The 26,670-nt window shown below is 34.2% G+C and carries 26 protein-coding genes; 13 read left to right on the top strand and 13 right to left on the bottom strand.

Annotated features, from left to right (window positions below; all coding sequences use genetic code 11):
• Positions 1-174: 174 nt before the first annotated feature.
• Both A9G37_RS10410 and recD read left to right on the top strand, forming a co-directional pair.
• Positions 175-1,761 carry a DUF4139 domain-containing protein gene (locus tag A9G37_RS10410; protein WP_065575464.1) on the top strand — a complete coding sequence of 529 codons (1,587 nt, stop codon included), beginning with the start codon at positions 175-177 and terminating at the stop codon, positions 1,759-1,761.
• A 24-nt stretch (positions 1,762-1,785) separates the two neighbouring features.
• Positions 1,786-3,636, top strand: a complete 1,851-nt coding sequence (recD, locus tag A9G37_RS10415; protein WP_065575465.1) for an exodeoxyribonuclease V subunit alpha — start codon at positions 1,786-1,788, stop codon at positions 3,634-3,636.
• Between the two features lie 100 nt (positions 3,637-3,736).
• Here the strand turns inward: recD and A9G37_RS10420 are convergent, their stop codons facing one another.
• The 12 genes from A9G37_RS10420 to A9G37_RS10480 form a co-directional block, all read right to left on the bottom strand.
• Entirely contained in the window at positions 3,737-4,462 is a 726-nt protein-coding gene (locus tag A9G37_RS10420; protein ID WP_034910011.1) for an amino acid ABC transporter ATP-binding protein, read from the bottom strand.
• Positions 4,459-5,139 (bottom strand): glutamate/aspartate ABC transporter permease GltK, encoded by a 681-nt coding sequence (gene gltK, locus A9G37_RS10425; protein ID WP_065575466.1) that lies wholly within the window; start codon positions 5,137-5,139, stop codon positions 4,459-4,461. The genes A9G37_RS10420 and gltK overlap by 4 nt, the downstream gene beginning before the upstream one ends.
• On the bottom strand, positions 5,136-5,876 hold the full coding sequence (locus A9G37_RS10430) for an amino acid ABC transporter permease (protein WP_034910007.1): 741 nt from the start codon (positions 5,874-5,876) through the stop codon (positions 5,136-5,138). The genes gltK and A9G37_RS10430 overlap by 4 nt, the downstream gene beginning before the upstream one ends.
• Positions 5,877-5,964: 88 nt before the next feature.
• Positions 5,965-6,873: a glutamate/aspartate ABC transporter substrate-binding protein gene (locus A9G37_RS10435; protein ID WP_034910003.1), complete on the bottom strand. Its 909-nt coding sequence runs from the start codon at positions 6,871-6,873 to the stop codon at positions 5,965-5,967.
• 226 nt (positions 6,874-7,099) lie between these two features.
• Complete coding sequence (gene lnt / locus A9G37_RS10440) at positions 7,100-8,641, bottom strand: apolipoprotein N-acyltransferase (protein ID WP_065575467.1); 1,542 nt, start codon at positions 8,639-8,641, stop codon at positions 7,100-7,102.
• Positions 8,634-9,506 carry a CNNM family magnesium/cobalt transport protein CorC gene (gene corC / locus A9G37_RS10445; RefSeq protein WP_065575468.1) on the bottom strand — a complete coding sequence of 291 codons (873 nt, stop codon included), beginning with the start codon at positions 9,504-9,506 and terminating at the stop codon, positions 8,634-8,636. The genes lnt and corC overlap by 8 nt, the downstream gene beginning before the upstream one ends.
• A gap of 101 nt (positions 9,507-9,607) precedes the next feature.
• The gene (gene ybeY, locus A9G37_RS10450; protein WP_065575469.1) at positions 9,608-10,075 is read right to left on the bottom strand and encodes an rRNA maturation RNase YbeY; all 468 of its coding nucleotides are present in this window, start codon (positions 10,073-10,075) and stop codon (positions 9,608-9,610) included.
• Positions 10,076-10,093: 18 nt separating this feature from the next.
• Complete coding sequence (gene rlmH / locus A9G37_RS10455; protein WP_034909993.1) at positions 10,094-10,564, bottom strand: 23S rRNA (pseudouridine(1915)-N(3))-methyltransferase RlmH; 471 nt, start codon at positions 10,562-10,564, stop codon at positions 10,094-10,096.
• Positions 10,565-10,568: 4 nt separating this feature from the next.
• Positions 10,569-10,886, bottom strand: coding sequence for a ribosome silencing factor (gene rsfS, locus A9G37_RS10460; RefSeq protein WP_034909992.1), 318 nt, complete (start codon positions 10,884-10,886; stop codon positions 10,569-10,571).
• Between the two features lie 87 nt (positions 10,887-10,973).
• Entirely contained in the window at positions 10,974-11,348 is a 375-nt protein-coding gene (locus A9G37_RS10465) for a hypothetical protein (RefSeq protein WP_034909987.1), read from the bottom strand.
• Positions 11,349-11,701: 353 nt separating this feature from the next.
• Positions 11,702-12,502: a YdgH/BhsA/McbA-like domain containing protein gene (locus tag A9G37_RS10475; RefSeq protein WP_034909984.1), complete on the bottom strand. Its 801-nt coding sequence runs from the start codon at positions 12,500-12,502 to the stop codon at positions 11,702-11,704.
• A gap of 401 nt (positions 12,503-12,903) precedes the next feature.
• Positions 12,904-13,470, bottom strand: a complete 567-nt coding sequence (locus A9G37_RS10480; RefSeq protein WP_065575471.1) for an NUDIX hydrolase — start codon at positions 13,468-13,470, stop codon at positions 12,904-12,906.
• A 92-nt stretch (positions 13,471-13,562) separates the two neighbouring features.
• Here A9G37_RS10480 and A9G37_RS10485 point away from each other — a divergent pair, with 92 nt between their 5' ends.
• From A9G37_RS10485 to A9G37_RS10535, 11 genes are all read left to right on the top strand, one after another.
• Entirely contained in the window at positions 13,563-16,067 is a 2,505-nt protein-coding gene (locus tag A9G37_RS10485; RefSeq protein ID WP_141671184.1) for a class I adenylate cyclase, read from the top strand.
• Positions 16,068-16,286: 219 nt separating this feature from the next.
• A complete protein-coding gene (rpoE, locus tag A9G37_RS10490) occupies positions 16,287-16,859 on the top strand; it encodes an RNA polymerase sigma factor RpoE (RefSeq protein WP_034909980.1) in 573 nt (190 codons plus the stop codon).
• A 49-nt stretch (positions 16,860-16,908) separates the two neighbouring features.
• A complete protein-coding gene (locus A9G37_RS10495) occupies positions 16,909-17,487 on the top strand; it encodes an RseA family anti-sigma factor (RefSeq protein WP_034909977.1) in 579 nt (192 codons plus the stop codon).
• 6 nt (positions 17,488-17,493) lie between these two features.
• Positions 17,494-18,477: a MucB/RseB C-terminal domain-containing protein gene (locus A9G37_RS10500; protein ID WP_080702282.1), complete on the top strand. Its 984-nt coding sequence runs from the start codon at positions 17,494-17,496 to the stop codon at positions 18,475-18,477.
• Positions 18,478-18,632: 155 nt separating this feature from the next.
• Entirely contained in the window at positions 18,633-20,429 is a 1,797-nt protein-coding gene (gene lepA / locus A9G37_RS10505; protein ID WP_034909972.1) for a translation elongation factor 4, read from the top strand.
• Between the two features lie 48 nt (positions 20,430-20,477).
• Positions 20,478-21,479: a signal peptidase I gene (lepB, locus tag A9G37_RS10510; RefSeq protein WP_034909970.1), complete on the top strand. Its 1,002-nt coding sequence runs from the start codon at positions 20,478-20,480 to the stop codon at positions 21,477-21,479.
• An 8-nt stretch (positions 21,480-21,487) separates the two neighbouring features.
• Positions 21,488-22,165, top strand: a complete 678-nt coding sequence (gene rnc, locus A9G37_RS10515; RefSeq protein ID WP_442902857.1) for a ribonuclease III — start codon at positions 21,488-21,490, stop codon at positions 22,163-22,165.
• A complete protein-coding gene (era, locus tag A9G37_RS10520) occupies positions 22,162-23,067 on the top strand; it encodes a GTPase Era (RefSeq protein ID WP_034909964.1) in 906 nt (301 codons plus the stop codon). The genes rnc and era overlap by 4 nt, the downstream gene beginning before the upstream one ends.
• Positions 23,068-23,803: 736 nt before the next feature.
• Entirely contained in the window at positions 23,804-24,031 is a 228-nt protein-coding gene (locus tag A9G37_RS10525; protein WP_065575472.1) for a ChaB family protein, read from the top strand.
• 463 nt (positions 24,032-24,494) lie between these two features.
• Positions 24,495-25,931, top strand: coding sequence for a 6-phospho-beta-glucosidase (locus A9G37_RS10530; RefSeq protein WP_065575473.1), 1,437 nt, complete (start codon positions 24,495-24,497; stop codon positions 25,929-25,931).
• Positions 25,932-25,956: 25 nt separating this feature from the next.
• Positions 25,957-26,274 carry a PTS cellobiose transporter subunit IIB gene (locus A9G37_RS10535; RefSeq protein WP_065575474.1) on the top strand — a complete coding sequence of 106 codons (318 nt, stop codon included), beginning with the start codon at positions 25,957-25,959 and terminating at the stop codon, positions 26,272-26,274.
• 100 nt (positions 26,275-26,374) lie between these two features.
• On the opposite strand, the gene A9G37_RS10540 is transcribed toward A9G37_RS10535, so the two are convergent.
• Positions 26,375-26,670, bottom strand: a 296-nt coding sequence (locus tag A9G37_RS10540; RefSeq protein ID WP_176701834.1) for an IS3 family transposase, incomplete at its 5' end; no start/stop codon positions are given.

The following is a 26,670-nucleotide window of genomic DNA, read 5'->3' on the forward strand; positions in this document are numbered from 1 at the left end:
AATATATTAAACGTAAAATAATTTATTTTTTTTACAACTATGTTAAAATTAATAGCAATTAAACAGATAAAATAACGACTCTTTTACCATTGTTAAAGAGAATTATGTGCCGTTTAACTTATAACATAATTATATTTAAATAGTTATAATTAGTTTTTACTTCAAAGGAAATATATGAAAATTCAGAAATTAGCTTTTTTAATTGCATTTGCTTCTAGCAGTGTTTTTGCAAACAATAATGTAACACTTAATAAAGTCACGCTTTTTTTGCAAGGTGCAGAATTACAAGGGCAATCAACGGTGTCGTTAACCAAAGGGGAAAATGAAATTTTATTGACAGGAATTGCTGATGGTGTCAAAACTAATTCAATTAATGTGGGATTTGGTAATAATGCTAATGTAAAAGTATTGTCAACGTCATTAGATGATAGTTATGAAGGTGATAATAAAGAAAGTGAAGATATTAAGCCTTTACTTAATGAGTTAAAACAGTTACAAGAAAAATTTGATACCACTGAAGTGCAATTAAAAGCCGTATCTGAACAAGTTAACCTTTTACAAGGCAATCGTTTGGAGCAATTAGTTAAAAATGCAAATGATAATTTTAATGAGATGAAAAATACTTTGGATTTTGTTAAGAGCAATTTAGTTTCGACATTAAACGAACAAAACAGACTCCAAAAAGAAGTCAATCAAATAGAAGAACAAATAGCACAATGTCAAGATAAGATCGATAAACAGAAAGCTTTGATAAAAAACACAACCAATGCAATTATCGTGAAAATTTATTCTGATAAAGATGTTACACTACCAGTTACCTTGTCCTATGTTACGAATAAAGCTGGTTGGGCGCCGATTTATGATGTGCGTGTTGCTGATGTCAGTGCTCCGTTACAACTAACATATAAAGCCGATATTTATCAAAATAGTGGTTTAGATTGGCAAAATGTTGATTTCAGTTTATCAACTTCTAAGCCAAGTGAAGGCATAACTGCTCCAGATTTAGCTCCTTGGTATATTGACATGTATACTGAAAAAGGTGGGTTCTTTTTCACTAAGAGTGAGAAAGATTACGATGAAATCAGTGCAAGAAAGTCAAGATCAGTTTACGCTAATGATGATAATACATTAACCAATACATTGGGTATTAATACTCGCTTTGAGGTTAAATTACCTTATACTATTAAATCTAATAGTAAGAATAATATCCTTACATTACAAAATAAAGAAGTTCAAGCAGAATATCATTATATTGCTATTCCTAAATTAGATAACAGTGTGTACTTACAAGCACAAATTATTGATTGGGATAAGCTTAATCTTTTACCAGGAAGGTCGACAGTCTTTTTTAATGGTAATTATGTTGGCGAAAGCTTTATTACCACTAAAGATCTAAAAGAAACCCTCGATATATCTTTAGGAAAAGATAAAAATATTTTTATTTCACGTAACCGTAATGTTAATGAAACATCAAAACCTTCGTTATTTGGTAATGACATTTCACAAAAATATGCTTATACCATTGATGTAAAAAATACCAAAATACTACCTATTGATATTGTTGTTTATGATCAACTACCGACGATAGTCAATAAATCAGTTTCACTTGATGATGCAAAATATGATGGCGCAAACTACAATAAAGAAACTGGCGAATTAGCATGGAAATTTAAGTTAAATCCAAGTGAAAATAAAAATCTTAACTTAAGTTTTAAACTGACTTATCCAAAAGATAAAGTTAACGATATAATTGGTTTATAAATAAGTTAATAACTGAAATAGAATATGTTAAACGAGTGGTTAAACCAATTTAAACAAGATAGCCAAAGTAGTTTGCTTGATATTCATTTGGCAACGTTTTTGACGAATAAAGCAATGTTAAATGATGATATTACTATCAAACGTTTTAGTTTTTTGGTTCTATCACTAAGTAAAGAGGTTAGATCGGGACATGTTTGTCTAGATCTTGCTTATTTAGATGCATCAACGATGGAATCACAGCTTTGGTTACAATTAGATTCGCCAAATGTGCAAGATTGGAAAATTGCTCTTGAACAAGCTTATGATAGTCAGGTTGTGAGTGATGGAACAAATTTGTCTCCGCTTATTTTTATTGAAAATAAACTTTATTTTCAAAGAATGTGGTCAGATGAACAAAATGTAGCTCAATATTTCAATCATACAGCTTTAGATAAAGAACTTAGCTACAATACTGATTTAACCACTGTACTTAATCAACTTTTTATTCAGAATCAAACCGAAATCGATTGGCAAAAAGTAGCAGTTGCTGCTGCGTTAACTCGCAAAGTTGCTATTATTTCTGGTGGACCAGGTACAGGTAAAACAACCACTGTTGCCAAAATTTTAGCCGGAATTTTGTTAACCAATCCGCATGCTCGAATTATTACATCGGCACCTACAGGAAAAGCGGCATCAAGGTTAACCGAATCACTGAGTCGCACAATCGAGCAACTCGATTTTGCATCACTAAATATAAAAGCAGAAGCAATCACTTTACATCGTTTATTAGGTGCAAAAGCAGATAATCGTTCATTTAAGCATGATAAGAATAATCCATTGCATGTCGATGTGTTAGTCATTGATGAAGCATCTATGGTTGATTTAAATATGATGGCAAGAGTAATTGAAGCATTACCTAATTCTGCTCGTTTAATTTTGTTAGGTGATAAAGATCAACTCTCATCAGTTGAAGCCGGAGCCGTGTTTGGTGACCTTTGTACCTTTATTTCGCATGGTTATAGTGAAGCACGGGCAAAAGAGCTAAGTCAATTGACTGGTTATGATGTACCAGCTTGCCAGCAAACAGCAAAAATTACTGATAGCATTTGTTTATTACAAAAAAGTTATCGTTTTAACGAATCATCTGGTATTGGCTTGTTGGCTAATGCAGTCAAAGCTGGGAGCTCAACTTCTGTTAAAAAATTATTATTAGATGAATCACTGAGTGATATTCAGTATCATGCTCTTTCTTCACAACAGGCTTATGAAGATATTTTACACGATAGTATTAATCATTATAAACATTATTTAAATGTGATTAAGCAGAATGGAACTAATGATATAGCGTTGGTTTTATCTAAATTTGCTGAATATCGCTTACTTTGTGCTGTCAGAGAAGGACATTTTGGTGTCGAAGGTTTAAATAAACAAATTGAATTACTTTTAGCCAAAAACAAATTAATTTATTTGAAAAATAAAGAAGCATGGTATGTTGGTCGACCCATCATGATATTACGTAATAGTGCTTCATTAGGGCTATATAATGGTGATATTGGCATTACATTAAAAGCTGAGCATAATAGTTCAAAATTGCGTGTTTATTTCCCTTTTGCTGATGGATCTATTAAAGGGTTTTCTCCATTTCGATTACCCGAACATGAAACGGCTTATGCCATGACAATTCATAAATCACAAGGTTCAGAATTCGATGATGTAAATATTATCTTACCAACTGATAATTCGCCGTTACTTAATCGTTCTTTACTTTATACTGCTATTACCCGTGCTAAAAAAACGGTTTCAATTTATGCGACTGAAGCTATCTTGTTACAAGCAATTAAATCACAAACGCAAAGACATAGTGGTTTAGTCAGTTTATTGCAAAATAATAGCTGATTCTGTTTTGATAAGCATATTTGAGTTTATTTTTTGAAAGATGATGTGTAATTCGAGGAAGAAATAATAAAACAGGGCTAAAAGCCCTGTAATAATTAAATTAATGGATAATTTTAGCTAAGAAGTCTTTAGCACGATCTGATTGTGGATTAGTAAAAAACTGCTCTTTTGAGGTATCTTCAATAATTTCACCAGCATCCATAAAGATAACTCGGTGGGCTACCTTACGCGCAAAGCCCATTTCATGAGTAACCACCATCATAGTCATACCTTCATAAGCCAGTTCAACCATAACATCTAGCACCTCGTTTACCATTTCAGGATCTAGTGCTGAGGTTGGTTCATCAAACAACATAACAATAGGATCCATACATAACGCACGAGCGATCGCTACACGTTGTTGTTGACCACCAGAGAGCTGAGCAGGGTATTTATCTGCATGGGCAAGTAAACCAACACGCTCTAAAAGATTAAGCGCTTTTTCTCGAGCTTCTTCGTCTGTTCGACCTAAAACTTTAATTTGTGCAAGTGTTAGATTTTTTAAAATAGTTAAATGTGGAAACAGTTCAAAGTGTTGAAATACCATACCTACTTTGGATCGTAATTTAGCTAAGTTAGTCGCTTTATTTGTAACTTCTGTTCCATCAATAATAATTTTGCCTTTTTGTACAGGCTCTAAACAATTTACAGTTTTTATCAGGGTTGATTTTCCTGAACCTGAAGGGCCACAAACAACAACAACTTCGCCTTTACCAACCCGAGTGGTGCAGTTTTTTAATACCTGAAATTGTCCATACCATTTTGAAATATTTTCTAAGGAGATCATCGAGTAATCCTTTTCTTAAAATAATTAACTAGACGTGAAACGGTGAAGCAAATAACAAAATAAACAGCTCCTGTAAATAATACCATTTCGACGATTAAACCATCTCTATTGCCTACAATATTAACCGCACGATAGAAGAAATCAGCTAAATTTAATGTATAAATAAGTGTTGTATCTTGGAATAATATAATTCCTTGCGTTAATAATAATGGCGCCATAATACGAAATGCTTGCGGTAAAATCACCATTCTTAATGCTTGGCTTTTGGTCATACCTAGCGCTAATGATGCACTGATTTGACCTTTAGACACACTTTGAATACCAGCTCGAATAATTTCCGAATAGTAAGCTGCCTCAAATAAAGCAAAAGCGATTAATGCCGACACGAAACGTATATCTGTTGTAGGCGGAAGATTTAAAATCTTTTCTAATAATTGAGGAACAAGTAAATAAAACCAAAGCAAAACCATCATTAATGGAATTGAACGGAATATATTTACATAGCATAAAGCAAACCAATGTAGCACTTTAATCGAAGAAAGTCGCATAATGGCAAGTAGCGTTCCCCAAACAATACCAAAAATCACCGCGGTAAGTGTTATCTCTAAAGTTAATAACATACCTCTCATGATATAAGGTAAATTAGGTAGGATTTGTCCCCATTCTAAATCCATCATGATTTACCTCCCAATATGCCAGGAAGTCGTACTTTTTTCTCAATATATTGCATAGTAAACATTATGACTACATTGATAAGTACATACCCGAATGTAATAGCTATGAATGATTCATAAGGTTGGCCAGCGTGTTCAAGCAATTGGTTTGCTTGTTTGGTTAATTCGATATAACCAACAGTTGAGGCAACAGCTGAGTTTTTAACCATATTTAATATTTCAGATGTTAACGGTGGTAGAACACGTCGATAAGCGTTTGGCAATAAAATATATAAATAAGTTTGTTTTAAGGTTAATCCTAATGCAATTCCTGCACTTTTCTGACCTGTAGGGATTGACTGAATAGCAGCTCTCACTTGTTCACATATACGTGCACCTGTGAATAATCCTAATCCTATGGTTGACATTAATAAAGTAAATATCATAGGGTCAAGACTATATAACCAGTCACGGATAGATTCTGGTACCAACGCTGGTACAACTTCAATCCAAAAGAATAAGTGAATGATTAACGGGATATTCCTAAAAACCTCAACATAACATGTACCTAAGCCAGATAAAAAGCGGTTAGGTAATGTTCTCAGCACACCAAATAGCGAACCAACCAAAAAGGCAACAGTTCCTGATGTAATAACTAGCAATATGGTCATTTGGAAACCTAACCACAACCAGCCAAGATACGTTGTATCCCCAAATGGTGCTGGTTGAAGAAAAATTCCCCAATTCCAACTTGTTGTCATAAATACTCCAACACGTAAAAAAATGTAATAGTACTAAATAAGATGATGGACGCAGTTGCCTACGTCCTTATGGGAAAATATCTGTGTATTAATCTAATGCTTTATCATTAGGATGAGCGAAAAGTTCTTTCATCTCAGAAGACATATCAAAGTTCATATTTAACCCTTTTGGTGGAATAGGTTGTTTAAACCAGCGGTTATATGACTTTTCGGCGACACCTGATGTTTGTGCTTCTGAAATAGTTTTATCGACTAAAGCTTTAAATTGTGGGTCTTGTTTACGCAACATACAACCATAGGCTTCATAAGATAATGGTGTACCTACAATTTCCCATTGTTCAGGTTTTTTTGCTTTGGATCGCTCACCTGCTAATAATGCATCATCGATAAGAAATGCTGCTGCTCGTCCACTTTCAAGTGTGCGAAATGCATCACCATGATCTTTGGTCGCAATAATACGAATATTTAACCCTTTTTCAGTATTGATTTTGTTGAGCATAACTTCGGATGTTGTACCTGAAGTTACGACCACATTTTTACCTTTCAGATCGTCAATATCTTTAATATTGCTATTAGTTTTAACTAAAAAGCGAGTGCCAACAATAAAGATTGTATTTGAAAAATCAACTTGTTGTTGACGAGAAAGATTATTGGTTGTTGAACCACATTCAAAATCGTAAGAACCATTTTGTAAAAGTGGAATACGGTTTTGAGAAGTCAGCGGTAAGTATTTAACTTGTAAGTTAGGCATGTTTAACTCTTTTTTTACCGCATTAATAATAAGATCTGAGTAATCTTGAGAATAACCAACAACTGTTTGGTTATCACCATAATATGAGAACGGGACTGATGATTCTCTATGTCCTACGACAATCACACCATTTTCTTTTACTTTAGCTAGTGTACCAGTTAATTCATCGGCAAATGCGGTACTACTCACTAGACCTAACATTGCAAATGATAACACTAGTTTGGTTAATTTTGTCTTTTTGTTCATACTCATCTCCTACAGTTTATTTTGTATCATATTAAATAATTTTAACATTTTTACAAAGGGCATATATTATAACTTATTTTTTAGCATAAAAGTACTTTTTACTGTTTATTTATCTATCATTGGAGCTAGATGTAACCAGCAATTAACGCAATATTAGATTATTGATTACATCAAGACTTATTAAAACCCAATTATATTTAAGCAATAATTATGCCAGTATCGTGAACTATAAACGTTTTTTTATAAAAAGTGAGATAAACATTAATGCCATCACAACTAAATAAGGCCAATTCCCCCATATAGCATAAGGCGTTAGTCCGGTTGTTGGTGATACAGATGCAGATAATGCGCCTGTTTCAAATTGCGGTAATTTTTTAACAATATTACCATGTGGATCAATAATTGCTGTAATCCCTGTATTAGTACTACGAATTAAAGGTCTACCAAATTCAAGCGCTCTAGCTTGCGCCATTTGTAAATGCTGTTTAGGTCCAATACTATCACCAAACCAAGCATCGTTTGAAACAGTAAGTAAAAAATCAGTATCTGGGGTAAAATTTTGCCACATTAAATTCGATAAAATCACTTCATAACAAATTGCTGGGGTAAATTTAAAGCCTTTTATTTGTAATTGAGGTTGTTTTGCTTCGCCAGATTTCATTGAGGACATAGGAATATTGAGCAGTTCAGCAATTGGTTCAAGTACTGATTCTAACGGTGTAAACTCCCCAAAGGGCACTAGATGGTGTTTTTTATAACGGTTGATAGTTGGATATTGATAAGACTCTTTTTCTCCTAATACTAATAAAGTATTGTAGATATATCCATTAGATTGATAGCCATTTTCGCCAAAACGATAATCAATAATACCAACAGCTATTTCAGAATCATGGGCTCGGGCTTCGTTATCCAGATATTGTAAAAAAGATTGTTGATTTATTTCGTAATCGGTGATGCTGGCCTCTGACCAAATGATAATTTTATCTTTACCAAAGTTTTGTTTAGTCAATTTTGTATAGGTTTGTAATGTTTTGTTAAGTTGTTCTTTTGTCCAACGTATTGACTGTGAAATATTTCCTTGAATTAAAACAAAATTAGCTGAACGAGTATCATTAGCTTTAGTCCAATTAATATTATTGAATAAAATTGGTGCAAATAAGATCACAAGTAGTGCAATAAATGCACTAAGCGTGTGCATTTTTGGCGTTTTGCTATTTATTGTCTTTATGCAATAAACAAATAATCCACACAAAATTGTTAGCAGTAAATTAACACCATCAATCCCCAATACAGGAAAATAGCCTTTTAACGGACTATCAAGTTGGCTATAACCGAGTTGTAACCAAGCAAATCCTGTTAAAATATACCCTCGTAAGAATTCAGTTAATTGCCAAAGCACAGGAGCAAGAAGTACAAGTTGTTTAAATGAAAATTGTCCAGCAAAACGATTTGCTATCCTTAATAGAAAAGCAAATAGCATAGGATAGATCGACAAATATAGGATTAAAAAACCTAAAATGATAATAGCAATGAGAGCGGGTAACTCTCCATACTGCTTAATACTGATATAAACCCAATGAATCCCTGCGGCAAAATAGCCAATGCCCCAACTTAATCCTAATAACATAGCTTGTTTTTTAGATCTATCAGCAGTAAGCCATAAAAGACCAGTAAACGATACAAAAGCTAGAGGCCAAATATGAAATGGAGCATAACTAAAAACTGCTATACCACCAAAAATTAGGCTTAATAATATCTTTTTAAGCATTTTCAGGTAACTCTAAATTAGGCGCGGTAGCCCCATCAGGAATAGTCACATGCAATTGAATGATTCGTCTTCGATCTGCAATGGTAACTTTAAATTGATAGCCGTCAATGGTAATGGTTTCTCCGCGTAAGGGTAAGCGTCCAAAATGTTGCATTACCAGCCCTCCAATGGTATCCATCTCATCATCACTAAAATCAGTTGAAAATATTTCATTAAAATCTTCCACAGGAGTGAGGGCTCGCACAGTATAAACCGATTGCGTTAAGCGACGAATATCGCGATCTTCAACTTCATCATACTCATCTTCAATATCGCCCACGATGAGTTCTAAAATATCTTCAATAGTCACAAGCCCCGAAACACCACCAAATTCATCAATAGCCATTGCCATATGATAGCGCTGCATACGAAACTCTTTTAACATATGATCGACACGTTTACTTTCGGGAACAACAACGGTTGGTCTGAGAATTTTTTTGAGATCAAAATTATCAATACCTTGGCGAATAAAAATCAAAAGATCTTTAGCCAATAAAATGCCTTCTATGTGATCTCTATCTTCACTAATAACAGGATAACGAGAATGCCCATGTTCAGAAATAATATCTAGACACTCATCAAGTGAATAATTGTCTTTTATGGTAACAATTTGAGAGCGAGGAATCATAATATCGCGAACGCGTTGTTCTGCTATATCCATTACCCCTTCAATCATATCTAAGGTATCAGGATCGATAAGTTCGTTTTCTTCGGCTTCGCGAATTACTTCGATCAATTCTTCTTTATCTTTGGGTTCCGAATTAAATAATTGACTTAACCATAATGCAAACCCTTTTTTAGGTCTCCAGTGATGATCATCACTCATTTGCTCTTTTCCTTTCTTACTTTGTTATTAATTTAAATTATTTTATATATTTTGTTTAGTTAGCTAAATTGCCATCGAACTAAGCTGACCATTGAGTATTTTTATTCATCAACGGGTTGATAAGGATCTTCAAATCCCAATTGTTGCATAATATCAATTTCGATATTTTCCATTTCTTCAGCTTCTTCGTCAAGAATATGATCATAACCGAGTAAATGTAAACAACCATGCACAATCATATGTGCCCAGTGCGAAGTTAATGATTTATGTTGTTGCTCAGCTTCAGCTTCAACCACTTGCTTACAAATAATTAGATCACCCAATAAAGGAACATCGATCTCGATTGGGGATTCAAACGGAAAAGATAAAACGTTAGTTGGTTTATCTTTATGACGATAGGTACAATTTAATTGCTGACTTTCTTGTTTATCAACAATACGGATAGTGAGCTCGGCGTTATCCATAAACTGAGGTAAAATAACCTCTAACCATTGCATAATTTGCGCTTCGGTAGGCAAATTTTTGTTATCTTCTGTAGCAATTTGCAAATCTAAAATAATTGCGCTCATCATATTTACCTTACTTTATTATTCACGATGATAAGGATGATTAGTGGTTAAACTCCATGCACGGTAAAGGCTTTCAGCTACAATAACCCGCACTAAAGGATGAGGAAGGGTAAGTGGCGACAGTGACCAACTCTGTTCCGCCGCCGCTTTGCAAGCAGGAGATAACCCCTCAGGTCCACCAATCAATAAACTCACATCACGGCCATCTACTTTCCAACGTTCTAATTGTTCAGCTAAATTATGCGTTGTGTAAGGTTTACCTGGAATATCAAGAGTCACAATGCGATTGCCTTTACCACAGGCACTTAACATTGCTTCGCCCTCTTTATCTAAGATCCGTACAATATCTGCATTTTTGGTACGTTTTCCAGCGGGGATTTCAATAAGCTCTAAAGGCATATCTTTAGGAAATCGTGATTGATAATCATTAAAAGCAGTGGTAACCCAGTTTGGCATTTTATTGCCAACAGCAATAAGCTGTATCTTCACGTGATTAACTCCAAAGCTTCTCAAGTTCGTAAAGCTGACGGCTTTCTTCTTGCATTATATGTACAATGACCGCATCCATATCAACTACGACCCAATCGGCATCACTTTTACCTTCGCTACCTAACACCAAATGGCCTTGTTTTTTTGCTTCATCAAGTAAATGGTTAGCAATAGAGGAAACATGACGGTTTGAAGTGCCAGTACAAATAATCATATAATCGGTAATACTTGATTTGCCACGAACATCAAGGGTAACAATGTCTTTTCCTTTTAGATCATCAATCTTATCAATAATAAAATCTTGTAACGACTGCTGCAAAATAATCTCTCTTTTTATTAAAAATAAAGCGCCATTATAGCATATATTTTAAAAATAACGGTGATGATAACTTACACATATTTTTATTGATTATTGGGATTGCTTTTTTCTTTTCTTTTTTGCTAGTTTATCTTCACGCATTTTTTTTATTTGTTCTTTTCTGTTTTTCTTTATTTGGTCTCTTTTCAATTTTTTTTGATTATTTATAGCTAAACGTTCCTCTTTATTTAGAGTATCTTTTATTGTATCTTTTGCTTTTCGCATTTTTTCTCTATTTATGCTAAATTCCTCTAGCACCTCTGTTAACGACGATATACCCAACAAGAATAAAAGTCCTAAAAATAAACCTAATAAAGATGGATATATTGGGTTGTAATCGTGACCCACGCGCGGAAGGATTCTAACCGTTGCTGCTTCTACAAAATTGGTACTAAATAAAAAAAGTAAGAAAAATATCGCTTTCATAATATATGCAATTTAATGGAATAATTTCCACGTATTTTATCTTATACAAATATATAGATGTTAAAGGAAATTTGAACAATAAAAAAGCAAAGTTTTATATTTCAATGGCACACATTTTCAAACAAAAAATTAGTGTTGCTGATCCAATTTTTGTAAAAATATTCAGGATTCTATACCGTCTTGAGATTAAAAAATGAAAATAATAATACGAAATTTGAATTGAGATGTGGAATAATCTAGGAGTAAACAAATAAAAACTTTAATAAAATTAATTCTAAATCTGAGGTGTTTTTAGTCAAAGCCCACGGGCAAGTAAAATTGCTCACGTGGGTTTATTTCAGTTACGTACAATCTTATTTATATAGATTTATAAAAACAGTTTGTGCAGTGCTTGCGGGGTTAGATGATACTTCTTTTACATAATAAAAGTGCGCACCATTAGCAACTGCATGTTTTTGTGCGGCGGCACTGATTTCTGCTGTATTGTTAAATACACCATGGAAGCTAATAGTACTAAATGGCGTCATGTGTTTAAATGCTTCGCTACTAATTTCGTAGGCATCTTGACCTGCTATTGCTGTTGTGACGATATAATCCCTAACGGGTGCGTCTTGTTTGTATAAAGCAACTTCGATATTTTCTGCTTGGTTTCTAATATCATCAGATGAAATTGAATCGATATAAAACGCATAGGCATTTTTTTCAGCGGCTAATTTACTTGCAGCTTCGGTAATTTCGGAAGTGTTATTGTAATTACCTTTAAATTTAACAACATCAAATGGTAAATAGTAAAGAGCTTTTGAACGTTCATAAGAAACCACGCCATTATAAATAGTTTCATTTTTCTGTACGGCTATTGGTGCGTTAGATTTGTAAATATTGGCATAAACAATCGCACGATCTGAAGAAGTTCCATTAGCTGGACTTTCCATTGCAGTAATATAGTAATATTTAGCACCTGCTTCATCGGCAGCGCGAGAAATATCTTTAGCAGCATTTTCGGCTTGTAAATAACTTCCAGTTACTGAAATTTCTTTTAATGGTACTAAATGACTACTTTCTTTAGCAGTTAATGGCTCAGCAGCATAAAGACTAGCAACAGGTAATGATAACAATACGGCTAATGCAATAGAGGATTTGGTAAAACGTTTCATAATATATTCCTTCATTTTTGAATTATTAAAATAGAAAATCGTTGTTTAACGCTTATTTTATTTGCAAATACATTTATTGATATTACTTCGAAAGTATTCGAACTGGCAGAGCTCCTGATGTGTTGTCCTTGTCTACTTGTAAAAAGCGTTAAGACATTAATAGTTGTTTTGGTAGGGAAAAATAGTAAAACAACTTGTTATTGTTATAAGACGTTCAGTAATAATCCTCAAGTTCTTTTAATCAAATAGAAGGGTGCCTAGCATTAATTGTTTAAAATGAAATGAATTGTCAAAAAAAGAGTTAATTTGAGCTAATTAAGAATGTTAATATTTTCTAAATTATATTTTTCCTACAGATTATTCTCTAATTCTTTCAATAAAGAATTTAAGGATTTGTGCAGTTAATCCCCAAATAACCCGATTGTGATACTGATAATAATAGACAGAATACTCAGCTCTTTTTGCCATTTAGGTGATCGGTTTAAAATGATATCAAAAGGGAAATCATCAGAAGGTTTATGCCCGACAAACATTGTTGCACGCTGAGGGGGATTTTGAATAAACCACTCAATAGGAACGGTAAAAATCTGTTCGACTTCATCATGATTTAGTTGCAAATCATCAAATGAATTGATTGTGCCAACAAATGGATAAATAGCCATACCTAATGTTGCAATAAACTTGGGTAATGCTCCTAAAATTGTTATTTGGTTAAAGGGTATGCCCAATTCTTCAACTGTTTCTCGTTTAGCTGTGTATTCGGGGTTGGTATCAGATAATTCCACACGCCCACCAGGAAAACAAATATCTCCAGGTTGCCATTTTAATTTTCTAGATCTAATTTGAAATAAAAGATGCAATTGATGATCAATATCAATAATCGGCAATAATACTGCAGCTTTATTATCGATAAATTTTGTGTTTTCTTTTTTTTGCATCTGTTTAGCAATATTTTCAATTGTTATCATAATTATTCATTTTATTTAGGGTTTAAATTTTTGTTCTATTTACCTTACACAAATAACATGCTAGATTTAATAGTAGCGTTAAATTAATACGCGTGTTTTATCTAATTGAAGCCATGCAATATTATATCAATAACATAAAAAAAGAGCTTGAAGATCTTGCCAAATTGAAACGTGAGCGTGCTATCATTGGTATGTCTCCTGAATTTCAGCAGGTATTTTTATTACTTCCTGCGCTTTTTCATTATCACGCACCTAAATTACCAGGATATATGGAAGGGGATATACCTTCAGGTATTGCTTGCTATCAATTGTCTGATGATGTAAGTAAACGGCTTAAAACCGAATTCGATTTTATTCCATCCACTAACGAAAATAAAATAATTAATATCCCAGCAATATCCGCTTTATATACAATGGGAAGTACTTGTTCTATTGGACAGTCAATTCAATCTGATCTTGATATCTGGATATGCATTGAAAACAATTTAACAGATCAACAAAAAGAAGCTTTACAACAAAAATGCCGTTTGCTCGAAGGTTGGGCGGCAAATTTGCAAGTCAAATTAACGTTATTTGTGGTAGATGCTGATCGTTTTATTAATAAACATCATGAATGTCTAATGGGCGAAAATTGCGGAACTGCGCAGCATATTTTGTTACTTGAGGAGTTTTACCGTTCTGCAAATTTGTTGGCTGGCAAATATTTACTGTGGTTTGTAATACCTTATAATTTCACCGTGAATAACGTTACTTACCCTACTTATGAGAAGTGCGTTCAAGCGATGGTTGATCTTAATTTAATCGAGCGAGAACAATGGATTGATTTTGGTCCACTAACTGGATTATCAGCTCAAGAGTATTTTGGCGCAAGTTTATGGCAACTTTACAAAAGTATTGATTCACCTTTTAAAGCCGTACTCAAAACCCTATTATTAGAAGCGTACTCATGGATTTACCCACAAAATAAACCAGTTGCTTATCAAATGAGGGAACTGATTCAAAAAGGCGAAATTCATAATGGGATGTACCTAGATTCTTATTACATGTTGTTGGACAGAATTAGTAAATACCTCATTGAAATTAATGATTATGAACGACTTGAATTAATTCGTAATTGCTTTTATTTGAAAGTGAACGAAAAACTTTCTATCCCAACACAATTGTCGTCATGGCGACGCTCTATTTTAAGTGAGTTAGTTAAAAGTTGGGGATGGGATGAGCAACAAATTGCAAAATTAGATGCGAGTCAATCTTGGAAAATAGGGCAAGTCCGAGAAATACACGAAATCTTATTACACACTATGATGTCTGGCTATCGAAATTTACTCAATTTTGGTCGTCGTAATAATTTAGACTCATTAATTAGTCCTCAAGATCTGGCAATATTAACACGTAAGCTCTATGCTGCTTTTGAAGTATTACCGGGAAAGATTACAACGTTAAAGCTCAATATATCTGATAATTTACAAGAGGAAGCATTAACTTTTATTCATGTTGCAGAAGATCGCATCAATCGAGCAGGATGGTATGTTTACAATCAAAAACCCATGTTGCACTCAATTATTGGCCATCAATATCTTGAATATAGCAAATACTTAGTAAAACTAGTAGGCTGGTGTTATTTTAACGGATTAATTGCTGATAGCACTCACTTTTATTATCATGATGGTGAAAACCGAAATAATTTGAAAATTAATAAATTGATCGCAGATCTAAAAAATTACTTTCCTACTGATGTGCCAGCAGCAACTGAAGAACAGTTATATGGACCATGCGAAATTCGTCACTTAGCTATTATTTTAAATTTAGAAGACGATCCGACGGCTAATATTGAATTAGACGATGAAGTGACCAATAGTGTACTTAATTATGGTAAAAACGAACTCAGCTTAGTGGGATCAATTGATCTTCTTTATCGTAATTCGTGGAACGAAATTCGTGTTCTCCATTTCAGCGGTGCGTTATCGGTACTGCAGGCGATTAAGGAGTTACTAAATCGAATGCATAAAGATGCTGATTTACCCAATTCGCTAGAAATATTTTGTTATAGCGAGTACCAGAGTGATGAAATCAAACAACAAATGAAAAAGTTAATGGATGAATGTATTGATTTACGTTTAACTACCACTCAAAATAACTCAACGCAAGTAAAACCATTAAGGATCGGTGGAGCTTCATGGTATCTATTTTTTGAGCGATTAGGGGTATCATGTCATCAATTTGAAAATGCGATTGATTTTTATGGTGCGGTATCAAATAACAAAATACAAGGTAGACCACTAAACATTTTAGACGAAACAAATGAACTACCAAAAGAAATTGATAGCGTGGCTTATGCCGGGATCATACAATTCTTTTTTGAAAATACTGATTCAGGTTTTGATCTTTACATTCTAAATGAACATAACCAAGTTGAAATATACCGTAATTGCAACGGTTCAATAGATAATATGGTTAAAGATATTAACGAATTTTATATCTTATCTGACGATCGTTTTTCATTTACTACCAGTAGCTCAGTTAATTTTAATCTACCTCAATTTTATCAAATCACCTATAATGAGCGAGATGAAAGACAGATTATCCCGCTTAATTAAAAGATCGGCAAACGATCTTACTTGAATGTAATCATGTCAAAAAGTTTCAGGTAACTATGTGTTTTAGTATAAAAATAATAAAAGTTTACAATTAATAAGTAAAATAATTAAATTTCTATTAAAATAATGGGAACTTTTTTCTAATTTAAGAATCTAACTGTATGTCTGCACAACTTTGGGCCGATTGACAGTTATTAACAAAATAAGGAAAGGCCTTTAATGGGGGAGCAAGTAACAGACCAAGTATTAGTAGATCGCGTTCTTAATGGAGACAAAAACGCATTTAATTTACTTGTTGTTCGTTATCAAAATAAACTGGCTCATTTGGTTTCTCGTTATGTATTAGCGTCCGAAGTTCCTGATGTTGTGCAAGAGACTTTTATTAAGGCATATCGATCATTAAGTCTTTTTAAAGGTGAAAGTGTTTTTTACACATGGCTGTATCGAATTGCAGTTAATACAGCAAAAAACTACTTAACGTCTCAAGGACGACGGCCACCATCATCAGATATAGATGCTAGTGAAGCCGAAAGTTATGAAGGTGCAGATTCATTAAGAGATCTTGATAATCCTGAAAATTTAGCGCTTTCAGACGAAGTAAAAAAAACAGTATTTGCAACGATCGAAGCATTACCAGATGATTTAAAAACCGCAATTACATTGCGCGAAATCGAAGGGTTAAGCTACGAAGAAATCGCTCAAATCATGGATGTACCAGTTGGCACAGTGAGATCACGTATTTTTAGAGCTCGTGATGCAATTGATGAAAAAATTAAACCATTACTCAGTTAATGGCTACAAACAAATAATAAAGAGTAGTCATAAATTTAAGGTGTTTACTATGCAAATAGAACAGAAAGAGCAACTTTCATTACTTATGGATGGTGAGTTTACAAACGACCATATTGTTGATGAAGTATTAAATGATGAAAGTTTGCAATCATGCTGGCATCGTTACCATATTATCAGAGACACAATGCGAGGTGAATTACATAGTAGTTTATTAAATCATAGTAGTTCACTAAATTTAGATATCTCTAGTCAAATTGCACAAGCGATAGCAACTGAAGATTTATACAATCAACCAATTGATCAACCTAATATTGACACAACTACGCCACCAAAAGCTGAAAACCTAATTTGGATTCACGTTAAAGACTTTATTGGCAAAGTAAGCCAAGTTGGACTTGCAGCGTGTGTAACTCTTGGAATTATTGCAGGTGTACAATATAATCAAGGACAAACAAATAGTACCAGTGCAAGCCCTACATTAAATACAGTACCAGTTGGTGTAAGTGTGGCTCCTGTAGGTGGCATTCATCAACAAAACGATCAGCAATTACTTGAAAAACGACAATACGACAAAATTAGATTGCTTGTACAAGATTATGAATTGCAAAAAAGATTAAATGCACACTAATTTTAAATGAAATCGCTAAATTATTTCATCAAATATTTTATAAAACAGAGACGAAAAATAATATTCGCTCTGTTTTTTACATTTTTTTCAGTATCGATTTATGCCAACGATACAGAGGATGCCTTTGCGTTATTAAACAAAATGAATCACGCTGTACAAACGCAAGATTACCGCATTTACTTCGTATCTCAAGATAAAAATCAATATGTAACCACATTCGAATATAGCCATATGGGTGCGCCTGTAAAAGAAGATATTAATGCCTACTTGCGCTATCTAGAAGGCTCTGATAAAGAGATCATCTTACATAAAGGGATAACCAGTTACTTTCAGCCTAATAGTTCATCATTTTCTATCACTAGCTCACGAATTATCGAAGCTTTCCCTGACGTTGTTTATAATAATTTTAATGACCTTAAGGATGTTTACGACTTTATTTTTTTAGGAAAAGCAAGAACAGCTAATCGAAGCGCAAAACTAGTCAAAATCATAGCGAAAGAACAGGACCGTTATAGCTATGTAATTTGGATTGATGATGAAACCTTTTTACCCATTAGGATCGATTTATTAGATCAAAATAGCGATATCATTAATCAGATTAAAGTAATACAACTAGATAAAAATTTTGATAAGAAAGAACAGCTAGATTATATCAACAGCCGAAATTACCCAATCTTATTATCGATTGAAAAACAAAATAATGCCTTTGACCAATGGCGACTAGCTTGGTTACCTAAAGGATTTAAAGAAGTGGCTGCTTATAATTTGAATTTTTATAGTTCTGATATTGCTACTAAATTGTTTTCAGATGGTGTATTTTCATTTACGGTCAATATCTCATCTGAACAAGCTAAACAATCTAATCAGATTATTCAACAAGGTGGAAGGACTATTTTTTCAACCAACTTAGGTCATAAAAATATTATCATCATAGGTAATTTACCGCGTACTACAGTTGAACGTATTGCACAAAATATTGTTCAGAAATAAACGCAAACTTCTCGATAACGCTATGCTTAGTAGCGATAAAAGTGTAAAATGTTTCTCTTTCTGACTATGTAATTATTAGCAATATTGGTCATAACCAAAAGGCATTTTAGATAGTTAACCGTTAATAACCAAGATACTAATTATAATTTATTAATATGAATAAAAATATCCGCAATTTTTCAATTATTGCCCATATTGACCATGGTAAATCAACGCTTTCAGACCGCATAATACAAATTTGTGGTGGGCTTTCAGATCGTGAAATGGAAGCTCAAGTACTTGATTCAATGGATCTTGAGCGTGAACGTGGCATCACAATCAAAGCACAAAGTGTAACCCTTGATTATCATGCTAAAAATGGCGAAACATATCAGCTCAATTTTATTGACACACCAGGTCATGTTGACTTTTCTTATGAAGTGTCGCGCTCGCTAGCTGCTTGTGAAGGTGCGTTATTAGTTGTGGATGCGGGGCAAGGTGTTGAAGCACAAACGCTAGCAAACTGCTACACCGCGTTAGATATGGATCTTGAAGTTGTCCCTGTTCTAAACAAAATTGACTTACCTGCGGCTGAACCTGAGCGCGTTGCAGCCGAAATCGAAGATATTGTAGGTATTGATGCTAGCAACGCAGTGCGTTGCTCGGCAAAAACTGGCGTTGGCGTTGTTGATGTACTTGAGCAATTGGTCAGCGATATTCCACCACCAGAAGGTGACTCGACAGCACCATTGCAAGCACTTATTATCGATTCATGGTTTGATAATTATTTAGGTGTAGTTTCATTAATTCGCATTAAAAATGGTGAATTAAACAAAGGTGATAAGATCAAAGTAATGAGCACAGGTATGACTTATAACGTTGATCGACTTGGTATTTTTACCCCTAAGCAGATTGACAAGCAGTGCTTGCATTGTGGTGAAGTGGGTTGGGTTGTTTGTGCGATCAAAGATATACTAGGCGCGCCAGTGGGCGACACCTTAACTTTAGCAAAAGCACCTGCACAAAATCCATTACCTGGTTTCAAAAAGGTCAAACCACAAGTTTATGCTGGATTATTCCCAACCAGTTCTGACGATTACGAAGCTTTTCGTGATGCCCTTGGCAAATTAAGCCTAAATGATGCCTCATTGTTTTATGAGCCAGAAAATTCTGGAGCTTTAGGGTTTGGATTCCGTTGTGGTTTCCTTGGCTTATTACATATGGAAATTATTCAAGAACGCTTAGAGCGTGAATACAACCTTGATTTGATAACCACAGCACCAACGGTTGTTTATGAAGTACTAACTACATCAAATGACATTATCTACGTTGATAGCCCTGCCAAGTTACCAGCAGTAAATAACATTCAAGAATTACGCGAACCAATAGCAGAATGTAACATATTAGTTCCGCAAACTTATTTAGGCAACGTCATCACACTTTGTGTCGAAAAACGTGGTGTGCAAACCAATATGGTTTATCATGGCAATCAAGTTGCTTTAACGTACGAAATCCCAATGACCGAAGTTGTATTAGACTTTTTTGACAAACTAAAATCGACTTCGCGTGGGTATGCATCATTAGATTACAGTTTTAAACGATTCCAAGCTGCCGACATGGTAAGGTTAGATGTATTAATTAATGGTGAACGTGTTGACGCATTAGCCTTAATTACCCACAAAGACAATGCACCATATCGTGGACGAGAATTAGTTGAAAAAATGAAAGATCTTATTCCTCGTCAACTATTTGATATTGCCATACAAGCTGCTATCGGCAATCATGTCATAGCAAGATCAACGGTCAAACAACTACGCAAAAATGTATTAGCCAAATGCTATGGTGGCGATGTGAGTCGTAAAAAGAAACTTTTACAGAAGCAAAAAGAAGGTAAAAAGCGCATGAAACAAATAGGTAATGTCGAATTACCGCAAGAAGCCTTTTTAGCCATTTTGCATGTAGGAAAAGATTAACCAAGTAAAAACAAATCAATAAAAAGATTTATTTAAAGAGGGAAAAAAATGGCTGGAACATTTGCCATCATATTAACGCTAGCAACACTTATTACTGGTATCTTTTGGTTTTTAGAAAAATTCAAATGGAAACCAGCAAGACAACGTAAAGTTGAAGAAATCCGTACTCAAAGCAATGGCGAAGTTGATGGAAAGATACTTGCCGAAGTTGGTAAACCCAAAGTTTGGGTTGAAAATTTGGCATCGTTTTTTCCGGTATTGTTTGTTGTGTTTGTTATTCGTTCATTCATCTATGAACCGTTTCAAATTCCATCAGGATCAATGATGCAGACATTACTCATTGGCGACTTTATTGCGGTTGAAAAATTTTCTTATGGCATGCGAGATCCTATTACTAACACCGTCATCATTCCAACAGGACAACCACAACGTGGTGATGTTGCCGTATTTAAACACCCAAATGTTCCTCAAATGGATCTTATAAAGCGTGTTGTCGGCTTACCAGGTGACAAAATCGTCTATCTGGTAAAAGAAAAGCAAATTTTAATCTATCCTGCTTGCCAAGCAACAGATGCAAATTGCGAAGGGCAACAATCACAGCCGCTCAATTTGCATTACAGCGAACCAAGGCCAAGTAATTGGAAAGAGGTGCATGAACAGTTCAAGCCAAACCCTAATTTTTACACGCTAGAACAATATGCGGATAAAGGTATTGTCGATTCTCAGTCTATCATGACATTAAATATGAATATTCAACAAGAAACTCTTGGTGACACACCGCATAATATTCTAACCACTCAAGGTTCACAAGAAAATCCTAGCTATTTTTATCATCAGGATGGACAACCGATAGCCACTTGGGTTGTACCACAAGGTCATTATTTTATGATGGGTGACAACCGCGATAACAGTGGTGACAGTCGATACTTTGGTTTTGTTCCTGAAACCAATTTTGTTGGTAAAGCAACCGCAATTTGGATTAGCTTTGAAAAACAACCAAACGAATGGCCAACAGGAATCCGCTTTAGTCGTATTGGCGGTATACACTAATAGCTATAATTATGAAAAAATTTAGTCAAATTCAACAATCAATCGGCTATATATTTCAAGATACATCTCTACTTGAATTAGCCCTTACTCATCGAAGTGCTAATAAACTGCATAACGAACGTTTAGAGTTTTTAGGGGATTCTATTTTAAGTCTTGTCATAGCCGATGAACTTTATCACCGTTTTGTCAAACAAGATGAAGGCGATCTAAGCCAAATGCGCGCAACACTTGTTTGCGGGCAAACACTTGCCGAAATTGGTAAGGATTTTAAATTGGGCGATCACCTTATTTTAGGACAGGGTGAACTCAAAAGTGGTGGTTTTCGTCGCGAATCGATTATTTCTGATGCTGTAGAAGCCATAATCGGTGCCATTTATCTAGATAGCAACCTAGACACAGTTCGTTCACTTATCTTATCATGGTACCAAAGCCGCTTGACTCAAATTCAACCAGGTATTAAACAAAAAGATGCCAAAACAAGATTACAAGAATACTTACAAGGAATTCATCGTCCGCGCCCATGTTATTTAATTCTTGAAGTAACTGGCGATAACCACGAACAAGAATTCTTAATTCAATGTAAAATTGACAATGATAGCCATGAATATTTAGGTCGTGGCTTAAGTCGCCGAAAAGCAGAACAAGCTGCCGCACAAGAAGCACTTAACCAATTAGGTATAAAATGACAGAAACAACACAACATTGTGGATTTGTCGCCATTGTCGGGCGACCAAATGTAGGTAAATCAACGCTACTAAACCAATTGCTTGGTCAAAAAATTTCGATTACATCACGCAAAGCGCAAACGACCCGTCACCGAATTGTGGGTATTGACACGCAGGATAATGACCAAATTATCTATATCGACACCCCCGGACTTCATATTGAAGAAAAAAGAGCCATAAACCGCTTAATGAATCGTGCTGCAAGCAGCTCAATAGGGGATGTTGAACTCGTTATTTTTGTGGTTGAAGGCACACATTGGAATGACGACGACGAAATGGTCGCCAACAAACTCAAAGATTGCAAAAGCCTAGTTCTGTTAGTGATTAATAAAATTGACAACGTCACCGACAAAACACAATTATTACCACATATTCAAGCGATAAGCCAAAAAATTAACTTCCTTGATGTTGTGCCAATTAGCGCTGAAAAAGGAGAAGGTGTAGATATTATAAAAGATATCGTCAAAAAACACTTACCAGAAGGCGAACACCATTTCCCTGAAGATTATATTACCGACCGCTCGCAACGTTTTATGGCATCGGAAATCATCCGCGAAAAACTCATGCGCTTTTTAGGTGATGAATTACCTTATTCGGTAACAGTTGAGATCGAACAATTCAAAGTTGATGAACGTAACGGAATGTACCGAATTAATGGATTAATCTTAGTTGAACGCGATGGACAAAAGAAAATGGTCATCGGCAACAAAGGTGAAAAAATCAAAAAAATTGGTATTGAAGCGCGCAAAGACATGCAATCATTTTTCGACAATAAAGTCCATCTAGAGCTTTGGGTAAAAGTCAAAGCCGGCTGGGCAGATGACGAACGAGCATTGCGGAGTTTGGGTTATAGTGATGATTAAAGATCCTACTTGATTTTAGTTATTCATCAGGCATAAATATGCCTGATTTTTTTATTTTATTTCCTTCTTTTCGATGTTGTAAACAAAAGACTTAAGAATATTTATTTATCGCATTGAAAACTTTTCATATGATCTTTATGCGGGTATTTATCTAGATAGCCCCTAATTTGGATCAATCCTAATTTTACAAAACGATTTGTTAGCCTAATATCCTTATAGCATTGAATGTATTTATTCTGGTAATTGATGAGAATATCAAGGCACAGGCAAACACCAATTTATTAAAATGTGCAATAACCATCGTATTAATCAAAATACCCGAAACTAGTTAGCCTACAAACGAATGACAAAGTGAGACGGGCTTTAAATGACGTGTAAGAATCAACAAATATTTAGTGATTAAAAAGATAAAGAGCAAAATCTTTAACGATTTATTAATCGTTTATAGTATAGTTGAATTTTATAAAGTAATTTAAGTGAAAACGTCTTATGAGTTTTAGAGGATTATTCTAATCATGAAGTGTAAACAACTTAGCGTTTTCTTACATGTTATTTTTTATTCTTAGCAAAGGATATTTTGAATACAATTTATAATAAATAGTTTACATCAGTGAATCTTTAAATCAATTAGTAATTATATTATTTTATAGATGATAATATATTCGATGAATGTGCTATCTTACTATTACCATTTTAAATTTTCAGCCATCAAAATTAATTTATGAGGGGATGTGATATGCCATATAAAACACGTGAAGATTTACCTGATTCAGTACGCCATGTCTTGCCTGAACATGCGCAAGATATTTTTAAAGAAGCGTTTAATAGTGCAATTAAGGAATATCAAGATCCGCATAAACGGCGTGATAACAGTGCAGCAGAAACTATTGCTTTTAAAGTAGCTTGGGCTGCTGTCGAAAAGGTTTATCACAAAGGTGAAGATGGTAAATGGCTAGCTAAATAGATATTTAAATGGTTTAAATTGAGCAACACAGCTTAACATTTTGAAAAACATTATGAGTCAGGACACTTTATTGTATCAGATCCAAAAGTCCCTCGTACAGGTGGTGTGATTATTTGTCGTGCTGAGAATAAAGAGCAAGCGTTAGCAATATTGTAAAAAGATCCATTCTATATTCAGCAAATTGGCAAGTATGACATTATTGAGTTTGTGCCATCGAAATATGCCGATGGGTTTGAAGAATTTATTTAAAAGTTAACTTCAAATATTTAAAGTTTATCATTCATTTTTGTGATATTTATCGCATTTCGGTAAATATCACAAAAAGCTGCACATTTCACTAATAACCTTTCCTACTCAAATATACTTATATTTTTCCTGATCAATACGGAAAAAGTTGGTTAGTAATTCTATTTTTTTCCTTTTATGCTAAATTTGAATTATCAATAAACACAGGTACTTAATTATGAAAAATAGAGGATTACCAAAAGATTTTTTGTGGGGTGGTGCTGTTGCTGCTCACCAATTAGAAGGTGCTTGGCAAGTTGGTGGAAAAGGAATAAGTGTCGCTGATGTGATGACTGTTGGTTCACCAAAAAGTTATCGTAAAATTACTGAAGGTGTTATTGACGGTGAATATTACCCTAATCATGAAGCTATTGATTTTTACCATCATTATAAAGATGATATTAAGTTATTTGCTGAAATGGGTTTTAAATGTTTTCGTACTTCTATTGCTTGGACTCGTATCTTTCCAAAAGGTGATGAACTTGCACCAAATGAAGATGGGTTAAAATTTTATGATGATCTTTTTGATGAATGCTTAAAATACAATATTGAGCCAGTTGTTACACTTTCTCATTTTGAATTACCTTATTACCTTGTTACTGAGTATGGTGGATTCCGTAATCGTAAATTAATTGATTTTTTTGTCCGTTTTGCAGAGGTATGTTTTGATCGTTATAAGAATAAAGTCAAATATTGGATGACTTTTAACGAAATCAATAATCAAGCTAACTTTAATGAAGATTTTGCACCGTTTACTAACTCAGGTATTTTCTATAAGCAAAGCGACGATCGCGAGCAGATTATGTATCAAGCTGCACATTATGAATTAGTTGCTAGTGCTAAAGCGGTACAAATTGGTCATGCTATTAATCCTGATTTTGAAATAGGCTGTATGTTGGCGATGATCCCTATCTATCCAGAGACTTGTAAACCAGGTGATATTCTAATGGCACAAAAGGCGATGGAGCGTAAATATTTTTTTGGTGATGTTCATGTTCATGGAGAGTATCCAAACCATATTAAAAATTATTGGCAACGTAAAGATTTTAAACTTGATATCACCAATCAAGATCTTGAGATCTTGAAAAATGGAACAGTTGATTACATTGGCTTTAGCTATTACATGTCTAATGCAATTAGGAAAAAAGAAGATAATGAAAGCTATGAATATAACGAAAAAACCGATCTGATCGGCAATCAATATGTTAAAAAATCAGATTGGGGTTGGCAAATCGATCCTGAGGGACTTCGCTATACACTTAATTGGTTAACTGATATGTATCGTTTACCGCTTTTCATAGTTGAAAATGGTTTTGGCGCCTACGATAAAATCGAAGCTGATGGTAGCGTGCACGATGCTTACCGTATTGATTATCTGCGTGAACATATTAAACAAATGAAACTTGCTGTTGAAGAAGATGGTGTTGATTTGATGGGATACACTCCTTGGGGATGTATTGATCTTGTTTCAGCTGGGACAGGTGAAATGGAAAAACGTTATAGATTTATCTATGTTGATAAAGATAACAAAGGTAACGGTTCACTAAAACGTAGCCGCAAAGCCTCATTCGCATGGTTTAAAAGAGTGATTGAGTCTAATGGCGAAGTCTTATAAAGCATAACTATTTTTAGGGGAATTTATGAAAAAAGCATTAATCATTTGTGCGGCAGGTATGTCATCATCATTAATGGCTAAAAAAGTAACAGAATATTTTGCTAGCAAAGATAAAACAATTTTGGTTGATGCTGTCTCGGCAACCGAAGGCGGAAATATGATTCAAAGTAGTGATTTTTCACTCTTTTTAATTAGCCCGCAAACTATGATGATGCTTGATAAATTTAAAAAATTGGGGGAAGAAGTCGGTAAGCCTGTTGTGAGTATTCCTTTTCAGGCTTATATACCCGTTCAATCAGGCATTGAACAATTGGCTAAGTTAGTAGAGGAGAATATAAACTAATTTAAATCAATATATATCGGCTTTAGCGATATGATTTGGCGTTGTGAATAGATTATTTAAATATGGTATGTCCACACTTTTTAGTACCAAAAAGATAAGGTCATCGATTTCTTTTGTATTCAATCGGCGACTGGTAATTTAATGTTGAATGAAGTCGATTATAATTAAACCAATCCACATAGTGATTAAATTCCAATTTAAGTTGCGCCAGTGAATCAAAAATAGTATTTGACACAAATTCTGTTTTCACTGCTTTGAATGTGCTTTCTGCAATTGCGTTATCATAGGGGCAGCCTTTGCGACTTAAGGACCGTTTAATTCCAAATGCTGTTAAACATTCATCAATCAAATGATTATCAAACTCTTTTCCTCTATCAGAATGAAACAACTCAATCG

Origin of the sequence: Gilliamella sp. GillExp13 (genome assembly GCF_001690815.1) — a bacterium.
Taxonomy (GTDB): domain Bacteria; phylum Pseudomonadota; class Gammaproteobacteria; order Enterobacterales; family Orbaceae; genus Gilliamella; species Gilliamella bombi.

Excerpts from the sequence above, each read along its gene's own strand:
- recD (WP_065575465.1), top strand. The coding sequence starts at position 1,786 with ATGTTAAACGAGTGGTTAAACCAATTTAAACAAGATAGCCAAAGTAGT.
- A9G37_RS10430 (WP_034910007.1), bottom strand. The coding sequence starts at position 5,876 with ATGACAACAAGTTGGAATTGGGGAATTTTTCTTCAACCAGCACCATTT.
- A9G37_RS10410 (WP_065575464.1), top strand. The coding sequence starts at position 175 with ATGAAAATTCAGAAATTAGCTTTTTTAATTGCATTTGCTTCTAGCAGT.
- A9G37_RS10500 (WP_080702282.1), top strand. The coding sequence starts at position 17,494 with ATGAAATCGCTAAATTATTTCATCAAATATTTTATAAAACAGAGACGA.
- A9G37_RS10465 (WP_034909987.1), bottom strand. The coding sequence starts at position 11,348 with ATGAAAGCGATATTTTTCTTACTTTTTTTATTTAGTACCAATTTTGTA.
- era (WP_034909964.1), top strand. The coding sequence starts at position 22,162 with ATGACAGAAACAACACAACATTGTGGATTTGTCGCCATTGTCGGGCGA.
- A9G37_RS10435 (WP_034910003.1), bottom strand. The coding sequence starts at position 6,873 with ATGAACAAAAAGACAAAATTAACCAAACTAGTGTTATCATTTGCAATG.
- lnt (WP_065575467.1), bottom strand. The coding sequence starts at position 8,641 with ATGCTTAAAAAGATATTATTAAGCCTAATTTTTGGTGGTATAGCAGTT.
- A9G37_RS10525 (WP_065575472.1), top strand. The coding sequence starts at position 23,804 with ATGCCATATAAAACACGTGAAGATTTACCTGATTCAGTACGCCATGTC.
- gltK (WP_065575466.1), bottom strand. The coding sequence starts at position 5,139 with ATGATGGATTTAGAATGGGGACAAATCCTACCTAATTTACCTTATATC.
- ybeY (WP_065575469.1), bottom strand. The coding sequence starts at position 10,075 with ATGAGCGCAATTATTTTAGATTTGCAAATTGCTACAGAAGATAACAAA.
- A9G37_RS10420 (WP_034910011.1), bottom strand. The coding sequence starts at position 4,462 with ATGATCTCCTTAGAAAATATTTCAAAATGGTATGGACAATTTCAGGTA.
- A9G37_RS10535 (WP_065575474.1), top strand. The coding sequence starts at position 25,957 with ATGAAAAAAGCATTAATCATTTGTGCGGCAGGTATGTCATCATCATTA.
- rpoE (WP_034909980.1), top strand. The coding sequence starts at position 16,287 with ATGGGGGAGCAAGTAACAGACCAAGTATTAGTAGATCGCGTTCTTAAT.
- A9G37_RS10480 (WP_065575471.1), bottom strand. The coding sequence starts at position 13,470 with ATGATAACAATTGAAAATATTGCTAAACAGATGCAAAAAAAAGAAAAC.
- lepB (WP_034909970.1), top strand. The coding sequence starts at position 20,478 with ATGGCTGGAACATTTGCCATCATATTAACGCTAGCAACACTTATTACT.
- A9G37_RS10530 (WP_065575473.1), top strand. The coding sequence starts at position 24,495 with ATGAAAAATAGAGGATTACCAAAAGATTTTTTGTGGGGTGGTGCTGTT.
- A9G37_RS10475 (WP_034909984.1), bottom strand. The coding sequence starts at position 12,502 with ATGAAACGTTTTACCAAATCCTCTATTGCATTAGCCGTATTGTTATCA.
- corC (WP_065575468.1), bottom strand. The coding sequence starts at position 9,506 with ATGAGTGATGATCATCACTGGAGACCTAAAAAAGGGTTTGCATTATGG.
- lepA (WP_034909972.1), top strand. The coding sequence starts at position 18,633 with ATGAATAAAAATATCCGCAATTTTTCAATTATTGCCCATATTGACCAT.
- A9G37_RS10495 (WP_034909977.1), top strand. The coding sequence starts at position 16,909 with ATGCAAATAGAACAGAAAGAGCAACTTTCATTACTTATGGATGGTGAG.